Genomic DNA, 18,524 nt, shown 5'->3' on the forward strand with positions numbered 1-18,524 from the left:
TATTTAAGCTCGCTAATAAAAAGCCCACTGAAGTGGGCTTTTTTCTGACAGTCTCTTGAATTAATTCAATCACATAAACGCAATGATAGGTGCAATAAGCCATACCCAGACACCTGAACCAAGTATCATGACAATCCCAAAAGCAAGTAACGGTGATTTCATTTTAGGCTCAGCGCTCAGTAATTTATGTTCCTCATGGGTTAAGGTTTTTTTACCCGAAATCATCGCACCTACTAACTTGTGTCCTTTAATGGCATAAATCGTAATCGCGCAAAGATGCAATGCGATGCACCCAAGGATAAAATTGAAGTTCATTTTGTGTAACCATGTCATAAATGAAGCAGTATCAGAAGACACCATGGCGTAAAGCGGTCCTTCGGTAAAGATATCATCTGTAGCGAATAGGCCCGTTAGCAACTGCAATGTGAGCACAAATAGCATTAGTATCACCATATAACCACCCATAGGGTTATGGCCAACAACAGGCTCTTTTAACGGCTCACGTAAATAACCAATAACTTTTTTAGGTCCAGCGACAAAGTCTTTGAATTTTGCGGTATCACTACCTACAACCCCCCACAGTAACCTAAAGACAATCAGCACTAAAAAGCTATAAGCACAAACTTGGTGCCACTCCATCTCTCCTGCATCTGCTGTCCACCACAAACAAATCAGCAACGCCACCGTAAACCAGTGGAATAATCGAGTGGGTATATCCCATACCTTAATTTTTTTTTGTTCTATACTCATAGATGTGCCTTAAGCTTAGTTCTTTTAATATGCTTGATTATAAAGAGCAAATTCTTGCACTCATAGACCCTTAAGGTAAAGAAAAGTAATTAAGTATTACAGCGTTTCATCAAACAAGTGCAAACTCTAGCACTTGTGGAGCAATTAGCATCAACAGCTTACATGTTTCTGTATTATTGGATTAAAACACAAGACTTGGGTTTATTTAATCAGCTCTGAAAATAGGGCTTTGCCTATAAGTACGGCCTTAAATCTGGATATGAGTGTCAAACTTAGAAAGATATTTGGAGCCAGTGATGACAAGCAGTATAAACGTTGGCAGCAAACATGGTTTCAATGACGTTGAACCGCTGCATAGAATGGAGTTGGTGAACAAAAATCGTTCAAAACTGGGAGGTAAGCTAGGTTGTTATCCATTCAAATATGCGCCTATTTAGATTGAGTTTCAAGACTTTTTAAGCGGTTTTTTAGCTAAATTGTCTAAGCGATCAAATATGAATCAAACAGTCTAAAAAGGCCTACAAAACGTGATTTAGATCACGATTTTTCTTTCAGAGCTTGGTAATCTGAACTTAAGCAAACAACAGAAGGTTCGAAATATGCTGAAAATCACTAGCAAGCAACTTGAAGTAACTGCACCGATTCTTGAACGTATCGAAGGACAAATTGAAAAACTCGCAAGACATGATCTACAACTCATTAACCCGCATGTAATTATCACTCAGGAAAAGCAGCTCTTTAAGATAGAAGCGTCAGTAGGCTTGCCAAGTGGAGAACTATTCGCCCAGGCGAAAAATGAAAACCTTTACGCAGCAATAACTGCAATGGGTAAAAAGCTGGAAAAACAGCTAAATCGCCTGACTCATAAACCCCAGGCTCAACGTCACGTTTCACCAACAACTGAAACCGATAATGATTTTGAGTATGTCTATAAGGAGGAAACCGCAGCTTGATGTTTTTTATTACTCTTAAACCAAAGCGCGCCCTCGGGTGCGCTTTTTTATGCAAACCATAAACAATGGGCAAACTTGATCATTATTTGATTGACACTGATAGCTTAGCGCTTTAATTTTACAGTATGAAAAATATCACTAGCCGCAATTTTATTTTCTTTTTTATTCAGCCCCCATATTGAGGCCGATTTTTTGTGTAAAAACGAAAATGAAATTTAGAGCCTCCCAACTGGGGGGCTTTTTATTATTAAATATTTAATGCTCGCTGTTCAACACCACGTCAGCTAAGCAGTCGTCATTGAGGCTATTATGAAAAAAGCGCCAGAATTGAGTCAGACCAGAGAACAAATTACCTCACTAGATAAGGACTTATTAGCCTTACTAGCCAAAAGGCGTGAATTAAGCCTTGATGTCGCCAGAAGTAAAGAAGTCGATGTTAGGCCCATCAGAGATACGCAGCGGGAAAAAGAATTATTAGAACGCTTAGTTCAACAAGGTAGAGAGCAAGGTTTAGATGCTCACTTTGTTATCTCACTTTATCAAAGCATTATTGAAGATTCAGTCTTGAATCAACAAGCCTTTTTACATGGCCGTGCTAACCCTGAAATCCAGCAACAACAATCGACCATCGCCTACCTAGGTGCTAGAGGCTCATACTCTTATCTCGCCGCCAGCCGTTTTTGTCAGCGCCGCCAAGTAGAAATGATTGATTTAGGCTGCCAAAGTTTTGATGAAATTATCAGTTCAGTTGAACTCGGCCATGCTGACTTAGGTTTTTTACCTATTGAAAATACCTCATCGGGTTCAATTAATGAAGTGTATGACGTGCTGCAACACACCTCTCTTTCAATTGTCGGAGAAACAACCATTGAAGTGGGCCATTGCTTACTCACCAAAAATAATGCTGAATTAGAACAAATCAAAACCGTATTTGCTCACCCACAGCCCATTAGCCAATGCAGTCAGTGGTTATCACAACATCCAAACTTAACGCTGGCCTATTGCTCAAGCAGTGCTGAAGCCATGCAGCAAGTCATTGACGCAGATGATGACAGTGTTGCCGCTATTGGCAGTGCTGAAGGCGGCGCCTTATATCAATTAAGTGCCACAGAAAAAGGGTTAGCCAACCAAAAAATTAATCAAAGCCGCTTTATTGTGGTTGCACGCAAAGCTGTAGCAGTGCCGTCACAACTGCCGGCAAAAACCACCTTGATTATGGCTACAGGACAAAAGCCCGGCGCGCTAGTTGAGGCGCTACTCGTATTAAAAGCCCATAACATTAATATGAGTAAGTTAGAGTCTCGCCCAATCCCTGGCACCCCGTGGGAAGAAATGTTCTACCTTGATGTTGATGAAAATCTTGCAAACCATGATATGCAGCAAGCCTTAAAAGAATTAGAAAGACTGACACGCTTTATAAAAGTGCTGGGCTGTTACCCTTGTGAAACCGTCAAACCAACTCAACTTAATAGTAGTCAGCTAGTGATTGAGCCAAATAGCTCTAAAGCCCCCAATAAAACTGCCAGTGACAATCTTGATGCCCCTAAGCATTCGAAGTTGTATCGACAAGAGCAGACCATTATTGAAACCAAACAGTGTGCCATTGGTGAAAAGGACTTAGTTGCGCTGCAACAAATGACCCTTACAGACACCGATGACTTATTTGCCGCTAAGGTGAAGCAGGTGAAAGAGTCTGGTTATCAAGGGGTATTGCTACAAGCTTCATCTACAGATAACTTATCGCCGTTAAACCTTAAAAACTATTGTCATATCGTTGAGCAAGCAGGCTTGTTCAGTGCCATTGAAGTTGACTCAGTAAGCAGCTTCGATATCGCAGTAAAGTCGGCCGATATGGTTTATCTTGCCGGTAAGGCGATGTTTGATAAAGAACTGTTAGATGCAGCTGGCGCTATCAGTAAACCGGTATTGCTTGAGCGCAATACTATGGCAAGTACCTCTGACTGGCTTACTGCTGCAGATAGAGTTTTAACCACGGGTAATCAACAACTGATCTTGGTTGAAGCAGGCATTAGAAGCTTTACTAATCCTGAGCAACTGTCATTGGATTTAGCCGGATTAATTGCAATAAAGCATCAATGCCACTTGCCAGTTATTGTTAATACCAGTTACGCGGTTAACAGCCCACTTTTACATCAGCAAGCCATAGCGGTTAAGCAACTACAGGCCAACGGGCTGATTCTGAATGAGCAACAACTGGCAGAGGCAGATGACCAACATCACTTGCTACACGAGCTTCATCAATAAAACCAGCAACCAACCGCATCATTTATCCAAACCATGCGGTTGCTTTTAGCCCAATAAAAAACCGAACTTTAAGTTCGGTTTTTTATTGGTTAATCAACAATTAATACATGCTGACATTATCATTTAACCCAAGCCATCCTTTAAAAATACGATAACTAAACCAGCCTAAAGCTAATACAAATATCGGGACACTAAGCCATAATTGAGGAGTAAAATAGCCTAAGATCAATAATGGCATCAAACCTGTCATGCTATTACGTTGCCATCTTAAATGAGAGCCCAGCAAAGAGCTTGCTGGAATACGGTTTTGGGAAATATTAATTAATAAACTAAAAAACACTGGTAAAAAAAAGAGTGGAAAGGCGCTCATTAGTGCATATAAAAAATGCCCAAGCGATAAATCTTCTGCGGTGTAAACCTCAGTATTTGTCATTAGATTATCACTCCTATTAGTCCGAAAAAAAGAGCTACTTAAAAGCAGCTCCCTTTAACCTTAATCCCTGTTTGATGATTTCGCAATATTATTCAGCGTTAACTCGGCTTAATTGGTCTTCATATCATTGACAGACTGTAGCATAGCGCGGCTTTCTTGCTGAAATTGTGGCGCAAAATCCCCAAACCATTTTGCAACTTGCTCAAATTGAGACACGAATTCATCTCGATTGCCGGTCTTAAGTAGTTGAAGCGCTTGACCATAGTTATCGAGATAATCACTAATGGCGACTTGGCTACCTTCTTGGGCAAAAATAATATCAGCATACAGCTTTGGATCTTGAGCAAACAAACGCCCCACCATAGCCAACTCTAAACGATAAATAGGCGAACTAAATTGTAAAAGCGTCTCAATATCGGCCTGCTCTTTACATAAGTTCAAACCATAAACAAAAGTTGAAAAGTGACGCATGGCTTGCACTAGTTGCATGGCTTTATCATGCTTTTGTGCATCTTCGTTAACAATGCGTGCACCCCAAATAATAATTTGATCGAGCAACCATTGATAAGCTTGGGGTTCACGGCCATCACACACCACCACAACCTGTTTTGCTAAACTGCCCACATCAGGGCCAAACATTGGGTGTAAACCCACTACAGGGCCATTGTGAGCGGCAAGCATGGCATTTAAAGGCTCAGTTTTAATTGAGGTCAAATCAGCAAGAATACAATCATCAGCTAAATTGTTTAATTGATTGCTGATCACCTCGCAAGTGACATTAATTGGCACGGTAACGATCACCATGCCAGCGCCATCAAATAACTCGTCTGCGCGATGCCAGTCGTTTTTATCAAGGCTTTTTACAGTATAGCCAGACAGCGTCAGCATTTGACTAAATAAACCACCAAGTTGGCCTTCACCACCAACAATGACAATATGACCAAGATCCGTTTTTACTTGCTTAAATCCGACATCTTTTTCATTCAAATAGGACTCACGCATTAAACGACGTAAAATATCTTCAATAAGTTGCGGTGAAACATCCATCTCACTGGCTTCTTTACGGCGTTTCGCCAACATTGACGCTTCACGCTGCGGTGCGTAAATCGGCACCCCAGCAGCATGCTTAACCGCCCCGACTTGAGCAACAAGATCTAATCGCTTACGTAATAAATGCAGTAGTTGCTGATCAACGCCGTCAATGAGCTCACGCAAATTGTCTAAATCTAAAGTGGTTTTTTCATTCATCGCTTAAATCCATCCATCGCCGCGTTTATGCTGCGAATCGATTAGGTAATACTGTTTTAAGTAAATTAGCATTGCTACGCAACAATGTCTCAGTAGTTTGCCAATTTATACAAGAATCGGTTACCGATACCCCATAAGCCAGTTCTGACAGAGGCTTATTGCTGGATTGATTACCTTCATTTAAGTGACTTTCAAGCATCACCCCAATAATTGAACGGTTACCTGCATGTATTTGTTTAAATACATCCTCGCAAACTAGTGTCTGTCTTGTATAGTCTTTTGATGAATTGCCATGACTACAATCAATAATCAATCTGGCATTTAATTTGGCTTGATGTAACTGCGCTTCACACTCTGCCACACTGTCAGCATCATAATTAGGTGTTTTGCCACCACGTAAAATCACATGGCCATCGGGGTTACCTGCAGTTTGCAGTAATGACACTTGCCCTTGCTGGTTAATGCCCATAAAGCGGTGGCTGCTTGCCGCAGATTGCAGTGCATTAATCGCCACTCCAAGTTTACCGTCAGTGCCGTTTTTAAATCCTACTGGCATGGATAAGCCAGATGCCATTTCACGGTGAGTTTGCGACTCTGTGGTTCTGGCACCAATGGCCGACCAAGTCACCAGCTCTGACATATATTGTGGGCTAATGGGGTCTAACGCTTCAGTCGCTACCGGCAGCTCGAGCTCTGCAAGCCAAATCATCAACTCACGCGCCATTCTCAGTCCCTTTTCAACATCGAATGACTCGTCCATATCAGGATCGTTGATAAGGCCTTTCCAACCTACTGTCGTACGTGGTTTTTCAAAGTAAACCCGCATCAAGATATAAAACTCATCACTGAGATCATCATGTAATTTTTTAAGCTTTAGGGCGTATTCTTTGGCAGCATCGATATCGTGAATAGAGCATGGGCCAGTAACGATTAATACTCGATTGTCACGTTTGTGGACAATATCGGCAACGGTTTTACGTGCGTCAAGAATGTACTGATAAGCGTGATCAGACAGCGGCAATGCTTTTTTTAATTCTGCTGGGGTGACCAGTACTTTCTCTGAACTAATATGAACGTTATTAATCGTATCTTGCTGCATGATATTTCTCACTTCTTAAAAAATTATTTCTGTCTTGGGGCTATCGCGTAAACCATGACTGCACTAACTGACCTTACTAAAAAGTAACACTGTACCGCTACGCCATTACAAGGTTGGGCTAACTATGCCTTGGATTAAGCCACTAATCAACCACTAAATTTAATTTTCTCCAAAAACACAAAAACCCGCCATAAAGGCGGGCTATTGTGCGAACACTGCATCTAATTTTTTTAAGCGGGTAACTAGTCTTACTTAGTTGCCAACTTTTCACGGATACGTGCAGATTTACCTGAACGATCACGTAAGTAGTAAAGCTTAGCACGACGAACACGACCGCGACGCTTAACTTCGATGCTAGCTACTAGTTTACTGTGCGTTTGGAAACCACGCTCAACACCTTCGCCATTAGAGATTTTACGTACTGTAAATGCAGAATGAAGACCACGGTTACGCTTAGCGATAACCACACCTTCAAACGCTTGAAGACGTTCTTTGTTGCCTTCAACTACACGTACCTTAACTACTACTGTATCACCAGCACCAAATTCAGGTACATCTGTTTTCATTTGCTCTTCGTTGAGCATTTTAATGATGTTGTTCATAACTTACTCCGTTCTAGAAATAACTGGGCTTATGACTACACAGGTTTGTCTAAATTTTTGACAAACTCCGCTAAAAGAGTCTTTTGTTCGCCAGTCAGAGCTAGATTTTCAAATAATTCTGGTCGTCTTAAAAAAGTCCTACCAAGACTTTGTTGCAACCGCCAGAGTCTAATTTTTTTGTGGTCACCGCTTAAAAGCACTGCTGGTACACCGACACCATCTAAAGTTTCAGGGCGTGTATAGTGTGGACAATCCAATAAGCCATCAGAGAAAGAGTCTTGCTCTGCTGACGCTTGCTTACCTAGTACACCAGGTACTAACCTTGCAACTGAATCAATTAAGGTCATCGCCGGTAATTCTCCGCCCGAAAGCACATAATCACCAATTGACCACTCTTCATCAATTTCAGATTGAATAATACGTTCGTCAACACCTTCGTATCGACCACATACCAACACTAAACTTGTTGATTTACTTAACTCAGAAACGCCTTGCTGATCCAGCTTACGTCCCTGAGGTGATAAATAAATCACCTTTGCACCGTCACCTGCCGCAGCTTTCGCTGCATGAATAGCATCGCGTAACGGTTGCACCATCATCAACATGCCTGGACCACCACCGTAAGGTCGGTCATCAACAGTGTTATGTCGATCATGGGTGAAATCACGAGGATTCCACGTTTGCAACTCTAACAGGCCGTTTTTAACGGCTCGACCCGTGACTCCAAAGTCTGTAACGGCACGAAACATCTCAGGAAACAGGGTTACTACCCCTAACCGCATATGATGTACCTCGACTTAAAAGTCTGGATCCCAATCCACTAATATCTGTTTGCTTTGCAAGTTCACCTCAAGGACGAACTGCTCAGGGACAAAGGGAATCATTCGTTCCGCTTTGCCAAAAGCATCTTTTACGTTAGCTTTAACAAGGAGTACGTCGTTCGATCCTGTTTCCACGATCTGATCGACTTCACCCATGTTGTAACCTTTGGTGTTAGTCACAGTACAACCAATCAAATCTCGCCAGTAGAATTCATCTTCTGACAAGTTTTTCATTTGGTCTGACTGAATGGCAATCTCACAATTTGTAAGTGCTTGCGCATCCTCTCGTGTATTTACGCCTTCTAAGCAAGCCACGAGTGCTTTACCTTGAAAACGCCACTGAGAGACCTTAACCTCACGCCATTCACCTTGTTCTTTTATGTACCAAGGGGAATATTCAAAAATACCTTCAACAGAATCGGTATAAGAGGTGATTTTCATCCAACCTTTAATACCATGACTAGAACCTATTTTGCCTAGTACGATGGGTTGTTGATTACTACTCATCTTTATACCTTAACGCTATTAAGCAACAGCTTTACGAGCGTCTTTGATCAATTTTGCTACGCGATCTGAAGTTGCAGCACCAGTTGCAACCCAATGATCAACACGATCTAAATCTAAACGTAAAGTTTCTTCTTGACCTTTAGCTAAAGGGTTGAAAAAACCAACACGTTCGATGAAACGACCGTCACGTGCATTGCGGCTATCTGCTACAACGATACTGTAAAATGGACGCTTTTTTGCGCCGCCACGAGCTAAACGAATGGTAACCATGCGTTTTATTCCTCTAATGATTTGCTAGAAGCAAAAATAAAAAACTGGGACTCCGTGTTCGCGAAGGGCCCCAGTAGAAAGCCGGAAGATTTTACCTGACTTTTCAACTATTGCAACCAAATCCGACGATTTTTACATCGAAGGCTAATGCCTGCAATAGGTCAAAATAAATCTAACCGGCGGTATTTGAATAGATATCCATGAAAAACTTAGGCATTAACGTCCTGGAAACTTCATTCCCGGAGGCATCATACCGCCCATACTGCGCATCATTTTTTTCATGCCACCTTTACCTGACATTTTTTTCATCATTTTTTGCATTTGAGTAAACTGCTTCAAAAGACGATTAACATCCTGAATTTGAGTGCCAGAACCTAAGGCAATACGACGTTTTCGTGAACCTTTAATGATATCAGGACGCTTGCGCTCACCTGGTGTCATTGAATTAATAATAGCTTCCATTTGGCCGGTCATCTTGCCATCTTGAACTTGGGCTAACGCTTCGGGTGGTAATTGGCCTACACCTGGCAGCTTTTCAATCATGTTCATCATGCCGCCCATATTCTTCATTTGCAGCAGTTGTTCGCGAAAATCCTCTAAATCAAAGCCGCCACCTGATTTCACTTTTGAAGCAAGCTTCATGGCTTTGTCTTTATCAACGCCACGTTCTACTTCTTCAATGAGTGAAAGCACATCGCCCATACCAAGAATACGTGAAGCAATACGCTCAGGGTGGAATGGCTCAAGGGCATCAATTTTTTCACCGACACCTAAGAATTTAATCGGTTTTCCAGTAATATTACGAATCGATAACGCCGCGCCGCCACGTGCATCACCATCAATCTTTGTCAGGATCACACCGGTTAACGGTAATGCTTCATTAAATGATTTTGCAGTATTAGCTGCATCTTGGCCAGTCATAGCATCGACAACAAAGAGCGTCTCTACAGGATTAACGGCTGCATGAAGGTCTTTAATTTCATCCATCATCGCTTCATCAACATGCAAGCGACCTGCGGTATCGACAATCACAACATCAATGAACTTAAGCTTGGCATGGGCAATCGCGGCAGTAGCAATATCTACTGGCTTTTGGCTCACATCCGATGGGAAAAACTCAACTTCTACTTCGGTGGCTAAGGTTTCTAGCTGTTTGATCGCTGCAGGGCGATAAACATCGGCACTCACTACCAGTACTGATTTCTTTTCGCGTTCACGTAAAAATTTAGCCAGTTTGGCAACACTGGTGGTTTTACCCGCACCTTGTAAACCTGCCATCATTAATACTGCTGGCGGTTGACTAGCGAGGTCTAAGGCTTCATTGGCCTCACCCATTGCAATTTCAAGTTCGTTTTGGACAATTTTAATGAATGCTTGTCCTGGACTTAAACTTTTTGACACCTCTTGACCAACAGCGCGTTCTTTTACACTGTTAACAAATTGGCGTACCACTGGCAAAGCAACATCAGCCTCAAGCAGCGCCATGCGCACTTCACGTAAGGTATCTTTAATGTTGTCTTCGGTTAAGCGACCACGACCACTAATATTCTTGAGGGTGCGTGACAGTCTGTCAGATAGATTCTCAAACATGCGCTGCTGTATACCTTAAACGATTCCATAATTGGCGCCCATTATACCCAAACTACTTCAAGATGCGACATCAGCCTGCGCTATCAGATTTGATATTCATCATCTTTCGTAAAGAATTTGCAGTTAAATGATGGAAACTGTTAAATTTTGAGTCTTAGGTCACTCCACTATTGGGGGGCGTTCGTGTTAATCTTAACTAACTAAAGATGTGCTGATTTTATATTGTAAAAAACAACGGCACTCATAACTTGATAGGTTTATTCCAGATGGTCATTTTCCCAGCTTCGGCGATGTTGTTTTATTGCATTGCACTTATTTTAGTGACAAGCCGACTTTTCCACGTAGAAGGTCCCAATCGCAAGCTCGTTGCTATCTTTGCATCCATTGCCGTTGTGCTTCATGGCATTGCATTATCACAAACCATTTTTACCGCTGATGGGCAAAACTTTAGTTTAACCAATGTGATTTCACTGGTTAATTGGATTATTGCCTTTAGCTTTACCATTATCATGCACCGCTTAAAAGTGATTGTTGTGGTGCCTGTGGTTTATGCTTGCTCAGTTATTTCGGTTGCTGTGCTGTGGCTCATTCCCCCTCAATACATCATCCACTTTGATGTTCACCCAGAAATCCTAGCACATATTGTATTATCGCTTATGGCCTACAGTGCCTTGATGATTGCAGCTTTGTACGCTATTCAGTTGTGGCTAATCCAAAATAAATTGAAAAACAAGAAAACCATGATGAGCCCCGGCATGCCGCCATTAATGACAGTTGAAAAACAGCTGTACCATTTGGTGACTATCGGAGTGATGCTACTAACATTATCACTGGCGACAGGGTTTATCTTCTTGGAAGATATGTTTGAAGATGGCAAAGGTCACAAGGCTATTTTATCAATTATGGCCTGGGTGGTTTACTGTGTGATGCTTTGGCAGCATTACAGCATCGGTTGTCGTGTTCGTACAGCTGTAATATATACCTTATCTGGGGCAACGTTACTTTCTCTGGCTTATTTTGGCGCACGAATCGTTACTGAAATTATTTTACGATAACCGTATATTTGGTTGAATAGTATTAACCAAGCTTGACACTCATGACGAATGATTGATACTCATCATTCGTCTTTTTTTTACTACAATAACTGGAGCCATTTTTGGACGCTATTTCTACCAGCGCACTCCTCTTCTCTCTGTTGGTGTTAATTTGTATCTCAGCCTATTTTTCGGGTAGTGAGACCGCCATGATGACCTTAAATCGCTATCGCTTACGTCATTTAGCAGCTAGCGGCCACAAAGGTGCTATTCGTGCACTAAAAATGTTAGAGCGACCCGACCGCTTAATCGGCCTGATTTTAATTGGTAATAATCTGGTTAATATCTTAGCCTCTGCTATAGCAACCATTATTGGCATGCGCTTATTTGGTGACATGGGCGTAGCTATTGCCACAGGTGTTTTGACTTTGGTGGTTCTCATCTTTGCCGAGGTCACCCCAAAAACCATTGCCGCCTTACACCCTGAACGTATTGCCTTTCCGTCAAGCTTGCTATTAAAAGCCTTACTGTCGATATTATGGCCGCTAGTGAAAGTAATTAACTTAATCACTTCTGGTTTTTTACGGGTATTAGGAATTAAAAATGTCAGTGTTAATGATGCCCTTAGTCAAGAAGAATTACGCACGGTTGTTCATGAAGCTGGGGCATTGATCCCGCAGCGACATCAAGAAATGCTTTTGTCGATTCTAGATTTAGAAAAAGTCACGGTTGAAGACATTATGATCCCGCGCTCAGACATTTATGCCATTAACGTTAATGACGAATTCAAACTGATTAATAAACAGGTGACTCAAAGCCCGCACACACGAGTGTTGGTGTATCGCGATAATATCGATGATGCCGTCGGTTTTATCCACCTGCGTGATGCCTTAAGACTGCAGTCAAAAGAAGAATTTAGTAAGTCGACATTATTAAGAGCCGTAAAAGAATTGTACTTCATTCCAGAAGGCACGCCGTTAACGGTACAACTGTCTAACTTTCAGCAGAATAAAGAACGTTTTGGCTTAGTAGTGGATGAATATGGTGATATTCAAGGTTTGGTGACGTTAGAAGATATTCTTGAAGAAATTGTCGGTGATTTCACCACTTCAATGATTACCACTGCCAGTGAAGATATTGATATTCAACAAGATGGCAGTTTCATTATCGAAGCCAGCATCACCATACGTGACTTAAATAAAGAAATGAAATGGGATTTTGCCATCGATGGACCTAAAACCTTAAATGGGTTGATCATCGAACACCTTGAAGAGATACCATCAGCCAGTACTCGCCTTAAAATAGGCCGCTATGACATTGAGGTTTTAGAGGTATCAGATAACATGATTAAAACGGTAAAAGTCATACCGGATGCTGCGCTTACTGAAGTTGAGCAGGATGACTAACATTAGTTAGTTTTAAGCTATTAAAAAGCTAAAAAGGCGCATTGAGCGCCTTTTTTAATACCGAAAATTCAATCAAACTTATGCGGTTTGACGCTTTTTAGCCTCTAACGCTCTGCGTTTATCCCGCGCTATTGGGGTGATTTCTTCTTCAAGTTCTTTGCCAAAGCCAAGCATAAAATACAACTCTGCCATTAAAAAAAACGGCCCTATCAAAAGTTGATTTAAATCGTCAATAAAAGCTGGTTTGGCTTTTTCGTATTTATGGCCGATAAACTGAATCGCCCAACCAACAACAAATACAGCAATGGCCACAAGCCAGCCCGCCCCATGCTGCGCTGCCAGCGTAGTGGTGATAAGCACTGGAACAATAAAAATCGTTAATCCTAACGCTAAACCTTTATGCAAGATGAAGTAGTAAATTAAAGTACCGATAGCAAACGCGGATGCCACATTCACATTGATATACAAATTTGGCAAAGACAGCAAATTCACCGGTATAAAATTTAACATCAAAAATACTGACCAGATAATCAGCGGTACGCCGATGAAATGGGTGCGAATATTATTCGGGTTTAAGTGCACACTTTTATAAGTTGCTAACTGCTCGACCGCTGATTTCATATCACCACCTTTAGTTGTTAGTTTTTTGTGAGTAATGGTTAACTCACGTTAACTTACCCTATCGATATCAGCAAACTCAAGTTTCGCCCTAAAAAGACTCAACCACAAAAAAGCGCATTAAGCGCCTTTAGATATTTAATATTAACAATTTCAGTCACTAAGACTCAATAATCACAGTTGCAACGGCATAATGCTGCTCATCAGCAATAGTAATATGGCCGCGGGTCGCGCCTAGTTGCTCAAGCCTTGCTAATGCACCATCAGTAAAGCTAATTAGTGGCGCACCATTGTCATCATTACTGATATGAATATGCTGAAATGAAACTCCGCGGCCAATACCAGTGCCTAAGGCTTTCGCTGCGGCTTCTTTGGCAGCAAAACGTTTTGCTAGGTATCGATGGGCTATTTTTGAAGATTGGTAAATTTCAAGCTCTGTAGGCGTGAGTACACGCTTAGCTAACTTATCCCCTAAACGGGCATATTGCAGCTCAATGCGGTTTATCTCAATAATGTCTGTACCAATACCCACAATGGCCATTATTCGCCTCTACGCCCTTCTAGCATTAATGTTTTCATATCTTTTACTGCAGTCGCTAAACCGTCAATGGCTGCTCTAGCGATAACAGCATGCCCAATATTTAACTCATACAACTCAGGGATAGCTGCAATAGCTTTGACGTTATGGTAATGCAATCCATGTCCTGCATTAACAATCAAGCCTTTACTGTGAGCATATTTGGCCATTTCAGTAATGCGCGCCAACTCTATAGCCTGCTCAGCATCCGTTTCAGCATCGGCATAACAACCGGTATGGATTTCAATATAAGGTGCGCCCGATGCTACAGCAGCATCTATTTGGCTTTTGTCGGCATCAATAAATAAAGATACCTTGATGCCTTCTGCAGCTAACGTCGTGACAGCTTGAGTGATTTTATCAAGTTGACCTGCCACATCTAAGCCACCTTCTGTGGTCAGCTCTTCACGCTTTTCTGGCACTAGGCAGGCATAGGCGGGCTTAACTTCACAGGCTATCGCAATCATTTCATCGGTAACGGCAAACTCAAAATTCATCCGCGTTTTAAGGGTTTTAGCCAACAAATACACATCACGGTCTTGAATATGGCGGCGATCTTCTCGTAAATGAATAGTGATGCCATCTGCGCCAGCATGTTCTGCAACCGCTGCGGCATGGATAGGATCAGGGTAACTGGTTCCACGAGCTTGACGAAGAGTGGCAATGTGATCGATGTTAATTCCTAATAAAATTCCACTCATTGTGGCTCCTTAATTGGCAAAACTGACTCGCTAACTAGCAAATCTAAAAAGTAATATTTCAAACTAGTGGGCCTATTCTAATGTAAACCACTGGCTGCTCATATATTAAAAAGTTATTGTTTAATAAATAACTTACGGCTAAGTAATGGCTTACCGCCTAATAGCGGCGTTAACAGATAGCGCATGAGCCCTTTGGCTTGATTTAGGTGCTCTGGGGTTAATTGTTTTTGCTTGAGCTGAATGAGCATCTCACCAGCGAGCAAGTTACGACTGCTTGTAAAATGCTCTGATGCGGCTTGATTTACGACAGCAAAACCGGCATCAGTAACAAAACGATAGCTGCAACCTGCCATGATCATCTCACCTAAGGTGTCGTAGTCCAGTGATGGCAAAGCACCTAATTCTAAAAGTAGCTCCATCTCAAAATAGCGTAAATGACTGGAACTAAATTGCTGCGCCAAGCCCATTAAACTGCGGTGATAATGCAGGAATAACCCTTCAGCATGTTGGCCTGAATTAAGTACCCTAACCAGCAGCTCATTAAGATACATAGCAGAATATAAACTTTCAGCTTTAAGGGGTAATGCCGGCGCTGCGGGTTCAACTTGGGTAATAAATTTAAGCGAAGAATCAGTAGAGCCTGATTTGCTATTGAACTGGAATATCAGCGGCTGAAATGGCTGAATGATACTTTTAAGGGATTTTTTTCCGCTACCTACTCTGACTAAGGCATCGACCCTTCCTACATCATCAACTAACAGGTTAACGATCACACTGGATTCTCTGTATGGTCGATGATGTAGTATGTACCCCCTTAACATAGCAGGGTTACACAGTCGCTAAAGTCGGTATTAAGTAAAGCATCGGCTTAGTCTTCACCATAGCCTAAGCTTCGTAAAGCACGTTCGTCATCTGCCCAGCCTGACTTAACCTTAACCCAAACTTCTAAGAAAACTTTATTATCAAACAAGGTTTCCATATCAAGTCGAGCTTGGGTGGCGATAGTGCGGATACGCTCACCTTTATTACCGATAACCATACGTTTTTGGCCCGTACGCTCGACCAAAATCAAAGCATTGATTTGATAAACGCCGTTTTCCATCATTTTGAACTGTTCAATCTCAACGGTGGCATCATAAGGCAATTCATCACCTAAGAAGCGCATTAGCTTTTCACGGACAATTTCTGATGCCATAAAGCGTTGCGAACGGTCAGTGACGTAATCTTCTGGGAAATAAAATCCAGCTTCAGGTAACGACTCACTGGCTAAATCTAAAATTCGTTGAATATTCGTGCCTTTAGTAGCCGAGATAGGCAGAATTTCATCAAATTTAAACTTAGCAGATAACTTTTCAAGATAAGGGAATAAAGACTCTTTATCTTTAATATTATCGACTTTATTGATAGCTAAAACCGTTTTACGCTGACCACTGCCTTGCTCTAATTTCTTGAGCACCATCTCATCATCTTCAGTCCACGTCATGCCATCAACCACAAACACAACCATGCAGACATCAGCAAGCGAACTTGCTGCAGCACGGTTCATGAGGCGGTTAATCGCACGCTTTTCTTCAATATGTAAGCCTGGAGTATCAACAAAAACAATTTGCCTAGCTTCATCGGTATGGATACCCATAATGCGATGACGAGTGGTTTGCGGTTTTTTAGAGGTAATACTGACCTTCTGCCCAAGTAACTTGTTCAGTAAGGTCGATTTACCCACATTAGGGCGGCCGACAATAGCAACCATGCCACAATAGGTGATCTCGTATTTTGCTGTAGCGGCTGGCGCAGCGCCATTCATCCTTGCCAATAATTCATCTAAACTCGGCTCAACTGGTGAGTTCTCTGGCAAGTCTGTTTTTTTGGTCATTTATTAATAAGCTCCAATACCTGAGCGGCAGCTAGCTGCTCAGCTTTTCTTCTTGAAGTACTGACGCCTGTCACTACTTTATTGATTTCTGCTACGCGACATTCAACTGTAAATGTCTGGTCATGGGCCTCACCTTTTACATCAACAACATGGTATTCAGGTAAGGGCTTTTTATAACCTTGCAGATATTCTTGTAAAATCGTTTTCGGATCTTTTTGATTGATGCCAGGTTTGATTTCAGCCAAACGCTGCTGGTACCAGGTCAGTAATAACTTACGACAGGTCTCTATGTCAGCATCTAAATAAATCGCCCCGATAATTGCTTCAACCGCATCAGCTAAAATAGACTCACGTCTAAATCCACCACTTTTAAGCTCGCCAGGGCCTAAGTAGAGGTAATCGCCTAGCTTAAATTCTTTTGCGATAACCGTTAAGGTTTCACCTTTGACTAAGGTGGAACGCATACGGCTTAAATCACCTTCAGTAGCCTTAGGGAACTGATGATAAAGGGCATCAGAAATAATGATTGATAAAATCGAGTCACCTAGAAACTCTAGGCGCTCATTATGTTTTGATGCAGCACTACGATGAGTTAATGCCTGAGTTAATAAATCAACATTAGTAAACTCATAACCCAGCGTACGACACAGTCGCGGTAAGTTTTTAATTGGTTCCATTACTTGATCGCACCTACTCTGTCAAAACGCACCCCGGTTGGTACCCATGTTGGTAACCAACTACTTGCAGGTCGTTCAAATTCAAAACTAATCCAAATCGCTACCGCTTTACCTACTAAGTTAGCTTCAGGGACAAAGCCCCAAAAGCGGCTATCAGTGCTGTTGTCACGGTTATCACCAATGGCAAAGTACTGACCTTCTGGCACAATAAATTCACCCACTGCCGTACCCGGTTGCTCAAAGAAATGTGAGCTAAAATCAGGGCGAGATGGGTTGATTAAAATATCATGTTCTACATCAGTTAACTGCTCGGTATAGCGAGATAACGACACACCTTCATGGGTAAACTCACCACGATTAACTGGCGTTAGCTTAATTGCTTTTGCTGGCGGACAATTTGTTGCTGCATCACATTTAGGCTGAATAAGAAATTGCTTATTTTGGTAAATAATACGGTCACCGGGTAAACCAACCACTCTTTTAATATAGTCTATTTCAGGCTGCTGAGGATATTTGAACACAAACACATCGCCACGCTCAGGCTCACCTGTTTCAATTAGCTTGCTGCGAAAGACGGGGTCACGTAAACCATAACTGAATTTTTCTACCAGAATAAAATCACCTACCAGTAAAGTCGGTTTCATTGAGCCTGATGGTATTTGAAATGGCTCATAAATAAATGAACGCAATATCAATACAAATGCGATAACCGGAAAAATTGAATGGGCAAATTCAACCAAGGTTGATTCACGCGTAATGCTGTATTTTGCATCATCACTCAAATCAGGTTGCTTTGCTTCTGCAAGGGCTAAGCTTTCACGACGTTTAGGGGCAAATATCGTTGCATCGATTAACCAAATTAACCCACTCACAAGGGTTATTATGGTTAAAATAAGAGAAAAATGGGCTGCCATTGAAATTTAAGCTCCTGCCTTTAACACTTTCAAATAATAGTTTAATGAATAAACCGCTGAATAATGAGTATCCTATGGAATACATCGTTAAGCACTAACTGTAATGTTACAAATTATACGAATAAACCGTTGTTGCAAAATTAACTTTTGCTAATGACAACGCCGCAAACTGCGGCGTTATCTGAA

Annotated in this window: 21 protein-coding genes and 1 other annotated feature; of the genes, 5 read left to right on the forward strand and 16 right to left on the reverse strand. The window is 41.7% G+C overall.

Annotated elements, in window-relative coordinates:
* Positions 1-69 precede the first annotated feature (69 nt).
* Positions 70-750, reverse strand: a complete 681-nt coding sequence (locus Q4557_RS02090) for a cytochrome b/b6 domain-containing protein (RefSeq protein WP_303410383.1) — start codon at positions 748-750, stop codon at positions 70-72.
* A gap of 296 nt (positions 751-1,046) precedes the next feature.
* On the opposite strand from Q4557_RS02090, the gene Q4557_RS02095 reads away from it, so the two are divergent.
* The 3 genes from Q4557_RS02095 (at position 1,047) to pheA (ending at position 3,968) form a co-directional block, all read left to right on the forward strand.
* On the forward strand, positions 1,047-1,187 hold the full coding sequence (locus tag Q4557_RS02095; RefSeq protein ID WP_157936104.1) for a hypothetical protein: 141 nt from the start codon (positions 1,047-1,049) through the stop codon (positions 1,185-1,187).
* 162 nt (positions 1,188-1,349) lie between these two features.
* Positions 1,350-1,703 carry a ribosome-associated translation inhibitor RaiA gene (gene raiA / locus Q4557_RS02100; protein WP_102439283.1) on the forward strand — a complete coding sequence of 118 codons (354 nt, stop codon included), beginning with the start codon at positions 1,350-1,352 and terminating at the stop codon, positions 1,701-1,703.
* A gap of 131 nt (positions 1,704-1,834) precedes the next feature.
* Positions 1,835-1,950: a sequence feature (Phe leader region), on the forward strand.
* 62 nt (positions 1,951-2,012) lie between these two features.
* The gene (gene pheA, locus Q4557_RS02105; RefSeq protein WP_102531399.1) at positions 2,013-3,968 is read left to right on the forward strand and encodes a prephenate dehydratase; all 1,956 of its coding nucleotides are present in this window, start codon (positions 2,013-2,015) and stop codon (positions 3,966-3,968) included.
* Between the two features lie 100 nt (positions 3,969-4,068).
* On the opposite strand, the gene Q4557_RS02110 is transcribed toward pheA, so the two are convergent.
* The 8 genes from Q4557_RS02110 to ffh all read right to left on the reverse strand — a co-directional run bounded on the left by Q4557_RS02110 (position 4,069) and on the right by ffh (position 10,538).
* Positions 4,069-4,401, reverse strand: coding sequence for a hypothetical protein (locus Q4557_RS02110; RefSeq protein WP_102439222.1), 333 nt, complete (start codon positions 4,399-4,401; stop codon positions 4,069-4,071).
* 108 nt (positions 4,402-4,509) lie between these two features.
* Complete coding sequence (gene tyrA / locus Q4557_RS02115) at positions 4,510-5,649, reverse strand: bifunctional chorismate mutase/prephenate dehydrogenase (protein ID WP_102439223.1); 1,140 nt, start codon at positions 5,647-5,649, stop codon at positions 4,510-4,512.
* Between the two features lie 25 nt (positions 5,650-5,674).
* Positions 5,675-6,748: a 3-deoxy-7-phosphoheptulonate synthase gene (locus Q4557_RS02120; RefSeq protein ID WP_076542582.1), complete on the reverse strand. Its 1,074-nt coding sequence runs from the start codon at positions 6,746-6,748 to the stop codon at positions 5,675-5,677.
* 248 nt (positions 6,749-6,996) lie between these two features.
* Positions 6,997-7,350 carry a 50S ribosomal protein L19 gene (gene rplS / locus Q4557_RS02125; protein WP_076542580.1) on the reverse strand — a complete coding sequence of 118 codons (354 nt, stop codon included), beginning with the start codon at positions 7,348-7,350 and terminating at the stop codon, positions 6,997-6,999.
* 35 nt (positions 7,351-7,385) lie between these two features.
* Positions 7,386-8,132 carry a tRNA (guanosine(37)-N1)-methyltransferase TrmD gene (gene trmD / locus Q4557_RS02130; protein ID WP_076542576.1) on the reverse strand — a complete coding sequence of 249 codons (747 nt, stop codon included), beginning with the start codon at positions 8,130-8,132 and terminating at the stop codon, positions 7,386-7,388.
* A 15-nt stretch (positions 8,133-8,147) separates the two neighbouring features.
* A complete protein-coding gene (gene rimM / locus Q4557_RS02135) occupies positions 8,148-8,678 on the reverse strand; it encodes a ribosome maturation factor RimM (RefSeq protein ID WP_076542574.1) in 531 nt (176 codons plus the stop codon).
* A gap of 18 nt (positions 8,679-8,696) precedes the next feature.
* Positions 8,697-8,948 (reverse strand): 30S ribosomal protein S16, encoded by a 252-nt coding sequence (gene rpsP / locus Q4557_RS02140; RefSeq protein ID WP_102439225.1) that lies wholly within the window; start codon positions 8,946-8,948, stop codon positions 8,697-8,699.
* A gap of 216 nt (positions 8,949-9,164) precedes the next feature.
* Complete coding sequence (gene ffh / locus Q4557_RS02145; protein WP_102439226.1) at positions 9,165-10,538, reverse strand: signal recognition particle protein; 1,374 nt, start codon at positions 10,536-10,538, stop codon at positions 9,165-9,167.
* 266 nt (positions 10,539-10,804) lie between these two features.
* Here ffh and Q4557_RS02150 point away from each other — a divergent pair, with 266 nt between their 5' ends.
* Both Q4557_RS02150 and Q4557_RS02155 read left to right on the forward strand, forming a co-directional pair.
* Positions 10,805-11,593 (forward strand): inner membrane protein YpjD, encoded by a 789-nt coding sequence (locus tag Q4557_RS02150; protein ID WP_102439227.1) that lies wholly within the window; start codon positions 10,805-10,807, stop codon positions 11,591-11,593.
* Positions 11,594-11,694: 101 nt separating this feature from the next.
* The gene (locus Q4557_RS02155; protein ID WP_102439228.1) at positions 11,695-12,978 is read left to right on the forward strand and encodes an HlyC/CorC family transporter; all 1,284 of its coding nucleotides are present in this window, start codon (positions 11,695-11,697) and stop codon (positions 12,976-12,978) included.
* Positions 12,979-13,056: 78 nt separating this feature from the next.
* Here the strand turns inward: Q4557_RS02155 and Q4557_RS02160 are convergent, their stop codons facing one another.
* The 7 genes from Q4557_RS02160 to lepB form a co-directional block, all read right to left on the reverse strand.
* Complete coding sequence (locus tag Q4557_RS02160) at positions 13,057-13,599, reverse strand: DUF962 domain-containing protein (RefSeq protein ID WP_102439229.1); 543 nt, start codon at positions 13,597-13,599, stop codon at positions 13,057-13,059.
* Positions 13,600-13,756: 157 nt separating this feature from the next.
* Entirely contained in the window at positions 13,757-14,137 is a 381-nt protein-coding gene (gene acpS, locus Q4557_RS02165) for a holo-ACP synthase (protein ID WP_102439230.1), read from the reverse strand.
* On the reverse strand, positions 14,137-14,874 hold the full coding sequence (pdxJ, locus tag Q4557_RS02170; protein WP_102439231.1) for a pyridoxine 5'-phosphate synthase: 738 nt from the start codon (positions 14,872-14,874) through the stop codon (positions 14,137-14,139). The genes acpS and pdxJ overlap by 1 nt, the downstream gene beginning before the upstream one ends.
* 113 nt (positions 14,875-14,987) lie before the next feature.
* Positions 14,988-15,695, reverse strand: coding sequence for a DNA repair protein RecO (recO, locus tag Q4557_RS02175; RefSeq protein WP_102439232.1), 708 nt, complete (start codon positions 15,693-15,695; stop codon positions 14,988-14,990).
* 47 nt (positions 15,696-15,742) lie between these two features.
* Positions 15,743-16,747, reverse strand: a complete 1,005-nt coding sequence (gene era, locus Q4557_RS02180; protein WP_102439233.1) for a GTPase Era — start codon at positions 16,745-16,747, stop codon at positions 15,743-15,745.
* The gene (rnc, locus tag Q4557_RS02185; RefSeq protein WP_102439234.1) at positions 16,744-17,424 is read right to left on the reverse strand and encodes a ribonuclease III; all 681 of its coding nucleotides are present in this window, start codon (positions 17,422-17,424) and stop codon (positions 16,744-16,746) included. The genes era and rnc overlap by 4 nt, the downstream gene beginning before the upstream one ends.
* Positions 17,424-18,338: a signal peptidase I gene (gene lepB / locus Q4557_RS02190; RefSeq protein ID WP_102475612.1), complete on the reverse strand. Its 915-nt coding sequence runs from the start codon at positions 18,336-18,338 to the stop codon at positions 17,424-17,426. Before lepB ends, rnc begins: the two co-directional genes overlap by 1 nt.
* Positions 18,339-18,524: the final 186 nt, after the last annotated feature.

It is taken from the genome of Shewanella sp. 5_MG-2023, from assembly GCF_030547465.1.
Lineage (GTDB): Bacteria > Pseudomonadota > Gammaproteobacteria > Enterobacterales > Shewanellaceae > Shewanella.

Excerpts from the sequence above, each read along its gene's own strand:
- rpsP (WP_102439225.1), bottom strand. The coding sequence starts at position 8,948 with ATGGTTACCATTCGTTTAGCTCGTGGCGGCGCAAAAAAGCGTCCATTT.
- Q4557_RS02095 (WP_157936104.1), top strand. The coding sequence starts at position 1,047 with ATGACAAGCAGTATAAACGTTGGCAGCAAACATGGTTTCAATGACGTT.
- recO (WP_102439232.1), bottom strand. The coding sequence starts at position 15,695 with ATGTTAAGGGGGTACATACTACATCATCGACCATACAGAGAATCCAGT.
- ffh (WP_102439226.1), bottom strand. The coding sequence starts at position 10,538 with ATGTTTGAGAATCTATCTGACAGACTGTCACGCACCCTCAAGAATATT.
- rnc (WP_102439234.1), bottom strand. The coding sequence starts at position 17,424 with ATGGAACCAATTAAAAACTTACCGCGACTGTGTCGTACGCTGGGTTAT.
- Q4557_RS02120 (WP_076542582.1), bottom strand. The coding sequence starts at position 6,748 with ATGCAGCAAGATACGATTAATAACGTTCATATTAGTTCAGAGAAAGTA.
- rplS (WP_076542580.1), bottom strand. The coding sequence starts at position 7,350 with ATGAACAACATCATTAAAATGCTCAACGAAGAGCAAATGAAAACAGAT.
- rimM (WP_076542574.1), bottom strand. The coding sequence starts at position 8,678 with ATGAGTAGTAATCAACAACCCATCGTACTAGGCAAAATAGGTTCTAGT.
- tyrA (WP_102439223.1), bottom strand. The coding sequence starts at position 5,649 with ATGAATGAAAAAACCACTTTAGATTTAGACAATTTGCGTGAGCTCATT.
- raiA (WP_102439283.1), top strand. The coding sequence starts at position 1,350 with ATGCTGAAAATCACTAGCAAGCAACTTGAAGTAACTGCACCGATTCTT.
- Q4557_RS02090 (WP_303410383.1), bottom strand. The coding sequence starts at position 750 with ATGAGTATAGAACAAAAAAAAATTAAGGTATGGGATATACCCACTCGA.
- Q4557_RS02150 (WP_102439227.1), top strand. The coding sequence starts at position 10,805 with ATGGTCATTTTCCCAGCTTCGGCGATGTTGTTTTATTGCATTGCACTT.
- pdxJ (WP_102439231.1), bottom strand. The coding sequence starts at position 14,874 with ATGAGTGGAATTTTATTAGGAATTAACATCGATCACATTGCCACTCTT.
- pheA (WP_102531399.1), top strand. The coding sequence starts at position 2,013 with ATGAAAAAAGCGCCAGAATTGAGTCAGACCAGAGAACAAATTACCTCA.
- Q4557_RS02160 (WP_102439229.1), bottom strand. The coding sequence starts at position 13,599 with ATGAAATCAGCGGTCGAGCAGTTAGCAACTTATAAAAGTGTGCACTTA.
- Q4557_RS02110 (WP_102439222.1), bottom strand. The coding sequence starts at position 4,401 with ATGACAAATACTGAGGTTTACACCGCAGAAGATTTATCGCTTGGGCAT.
- trmD (WP_076542576.1), bottom strand. The coding sequence starts at position 8,132 with ATGCGGTTAGGGGTAGTAACCCTGTTTCCTGAGATGTTTCGTGCCGTT.
- era (WP_102439233.1), bottom strand. The coding sequence starts at position 16,747 with ATGACCAAAAAAACAGACTTGCCAGAGAACTCACCAGTTGAGCCGAGT.
- acpS (WP_102439230.1), bottom strand. The coding sequence starts at position 14,137 with ATGGCCATTGTGGGTATTGGTACAGACATTATTGAGATAAACCGCATT.
- lepB (WP_102475612.1), bottom strand. The coding sequence starts at position 18,338 with ATGGCAGCCCATTTTTCTCTTATTTTAACCATAATAACCCTTGTGAGT.